This is a genomic window from Streptomyces fuscigenes (assembly GCF_021556455.1).
In the GTDB taxonomy this organism is placed as follows: domain Bacteria; phylum Actinomycetota; class Actinomycetes; order Streptomycetales; family Streptomycetaceae; genus Streptomyces; species Streptomyces fuscigenes.
Window position 1 is genome coordinate 1 of record NZ_JAKGCV010000588.1, and the last position, 2,811, is coordinate 2,811.

Genomic DNA, 2,811 nt, shown 5'->3' on the forward strand with positions numbered 1-2,811 from the left:
CCCCCTACGGAGCCGCCGTCCCGGACCCGTACGGTCCGGGTGCCGCCGTGCCCGGACCGCCGTACCCGCTGCCCGCGGGGGAGCAGGACGGCCGGTACGCGGGCGGCGCGTGGCAGCGCCACGACCCGTGGGACGCGCCGGCCGCCGAGGACGAGGACTTCGGCGCCCGCCGGCCCCGGCGCCGGCCCGGCCTCCCGGCGGCGCTGGTGTGCGCACTGGTCGCGGGCGTCCTCGGCGGCGCCGTCGGCGCGTACCTGGACCACCGGGAGACCGCCGCCGCGGTCGTACTGCCCCAGGAGGCGCGCCACGCGAGCGGACGCGCGCCGGGCAGCGTCGCGGCCATCGCGGCGAGCACCCTGCCCGGAGTCGTCACCCTGCACGTCCGGGGCGCCGACGAGTCCGGCACCGGCACGGGCTTCGTCCTCGACGGGTCGGGCCACATCCTGACGAACAACCACGTCGTGGCGCTCGCGGGCAGCGGCGGGGAGATATCCGTCACGTTCAGCGACGGCAGGACGGCCGACGCGCGGCTCGTCGGCAAGGACGGCGGCTACGACCTCGCCGTCGTCCAGGTCAAGGGCGCCACCGGGCTGAAGCCGCTGCCGCTCGGCAACTCCGACAACGTCCGCGTCGGCGACCCGGTGGTGGCCATAGGGGCGCCCTTCGACCTGTCCAACACGGTGACCTCGGGCATCATCAGCGCGAAGGACCGCCCCATCACCTCGGGCGGCGAGAGCGGCGCCGACGTCAGCTACGTGGACGCCCTCCAGACCGACGCGCCGATCAACCCGGGCAACTCCGGCGGCCCCCTCGTCGACGCCGGCGGCCGGGTCGTCGGCATCAACAGCGCGATACGCGCCGCCGACAGCGGCAAGAGCGCCGACGGCGGCCAGGCGGGCTCCATCGGCCTCGGCTTCGCGATCCCGGTCAACCAGGCCAAGCGTGTCGCCGAGGAGCTCATCGCCACCGGGAAGGCCACCCACCCCGTGATAGGCGTCACGCTGGACACCGCGTACACCGGCGACGGCGCCCGGGTCGGCACGAAGGCCGCGGACGGCGGCCCCGCCGTCGAGGCGGACGGCCCGGCCGCCAGGGCCGGGATCAGGGCGGGCGACGTCATCACCGCCGTGGACGGCGAGGCGGTGCACAGCGGCGAGGAGCTGATCGTGAAGATCCGCGCGCACCGGCCGGGCGACCGGCTGAAACTCACCGTTCGCCGGGGCGGCACCGCCCGGACGCTCGCGCTGACCCTCGGAACGGCGGAGGGGATGTGAAGTGCCGGGGAGGTACCGCGGGGAGCGGGGGTGCGGGTACCGTGTAACGGCCCGGACCTCGACCCCAGCGCGGACCAGGACGGACTGCGGACCGTCCCCACGGCACGGAGAGCACAAGGAGCTGCTAGGTGTTCAACGACATCGGTCCACTGGAGATCCTCGCCCTCGTGCTCCTCGCCGTGATCGTTTTCGGCCCCGAGAAGCTGCCGAAGGTCATCCAGGACACCGCGCGCTTCATCCGCAAGGTCCGGGAGTTCTCCGACAACGCGAAGCAGGACATCCGCAACGAGCTCGGACCCGAGTTCAAGGACTTCGACTTCGAGGACCTCAACCCGAAGACGTTCGTGCGCAAGCAGCTCCTGGAGAACGACGACTTCAAGGAGATCCGCAGCAGCCTCGACCTGCGCAAGGAGATCTCCGACGTCGCCGAGCTGAAGAAGGACTTCGGCGAGGTCGAGCTGAAGAAGGAGATGGCGGAGGTCGCGGACGCCGTCCACGGGCGCGACACGGCCGCGGCCCCGATCGCCTCGGCGAACGGTTCCGGGGCGGTCTCCACCACGCCCGACCTGCTCAAAAAGAAGCCGGAGTCCGGCGGCGACGACCACCCGCCGTTCGACGCGGACGCCACCTGAGGGCCACCTGTCCCGTCCCGCGGTGACGGGGTGGCTATCCTCCATCTGTCCGGCAGGTGATCCCCCGGACCCTGGGCAGATCGAGGAGGCGGGCCGGACCGATGGAGACGACCAGTCAGGCGACCGACGAGGTTTCCGACAAGGACGAGGTTTCCGAGAAGGCCGAGAAGCCCGTGAGAGGCGACGCGGCGGCACAGTCGAAGGCCGTCGACGGCTATCTGAAGGCGACGTTCCCCTGGTACGGACTGGACGCGGCCTACACCGGCCCGCGCACCCTGATGCAGGCCGTGGCCGCCGCCGACGGGACCGTGCAGCACGGCGCGGTGCGCCACGGCTCGGAGCCCGCCGTCCGGCCGGAGTCCCCGGCCCCGGCCGCCGCGGCGGACGAGGGCGAGGAGGGCGACGACCGGCAGCGCTTCGCCGTCGTCATCACGGTCGCGGCGAGCCCCGCGCGGCGCAGCGGTGACGGCACGGGCCAGCTCGACGCCACGACGGCGTCCTCGGCGGCCTGGCTGGCCGGCTCGGGCCTCCTGGCGTGCACCTGGCCCGGCCAGCTGGACCACACGCTGCGCGACGACTGGCTGAACCAGCAGACGGAGACGGCCTTCGAGCTCGCGGACGACCTCGACAGCCCCGAGTGGTCCACGCTGTCCCTGCCGGTGGACGGCGTGCCGACGCCCTTCCGCTACCGCGAGTCGGAGTACGGCTGGGTGCTGGCCGGCTCCACCGACAGCGTGCACCTGGGGGCGTACGGGCGCGGCATGAGCGCCTACGGCCTCGGCTTCGCCCGCATCGAGGACCTGCGGACGTACGAGGGCTGACCGGCCACGACGGGGGCGCGCCCGGCCGGACCGGCGGGGCGCGCCCCTCGGCGTGCGGGACCCCGGCGCGGCGACGGGCCGCGG

At 73.9% G+C, this 2,811-nt stretch carries 3 protein-coding genes; all 3 read left to right on the top strand.

The window, feature by feature from the left end; genetic code table 11:
• Nucleotides 1-1,274 (top strand): S1C family serine protease (locus L1885_RS26650; RefSeq protein WP_235799719.1); only part of this gene is annotated, 1,274 nt, incomplete at its 5' end.
• A gap of 128 nt (nt 1,275-1,402) precedes the next feature.
• Complete coding sequence (locus L1885_RS26655; RefSeq protein ID WP_235799720.1) at nt 1,403-1,906, top strand: sec-independent translocase; 504 nt, start codon at nt 1,403-1,405, stop codon at nt 1,904-1,906.
• A 101-nt stretch (nt 1,907-2,007) separates the two neighbouring features.
• Nucleotides 2,008-2,727, top strand: a complete 720-nt coding sequence (locus L1885_RS26660; RefSeq protein WP_235799721.1) for a hypothetical protein — start codon at nt 2,008-2,010, stop codon at nt 2,725-2,727.
• Nucleotides 2,728-2,811: the final 84 nt, after the last annotated feature.

Coding starts and splice junctions, on each gene's coding strand:
- L1885_RS26660 (WP_235799721.1), top strand. CDS start 2,008: ATGGAGACGACCAGTCAGGCGACCGACGAGGTTTCCGACAAGGACGAG.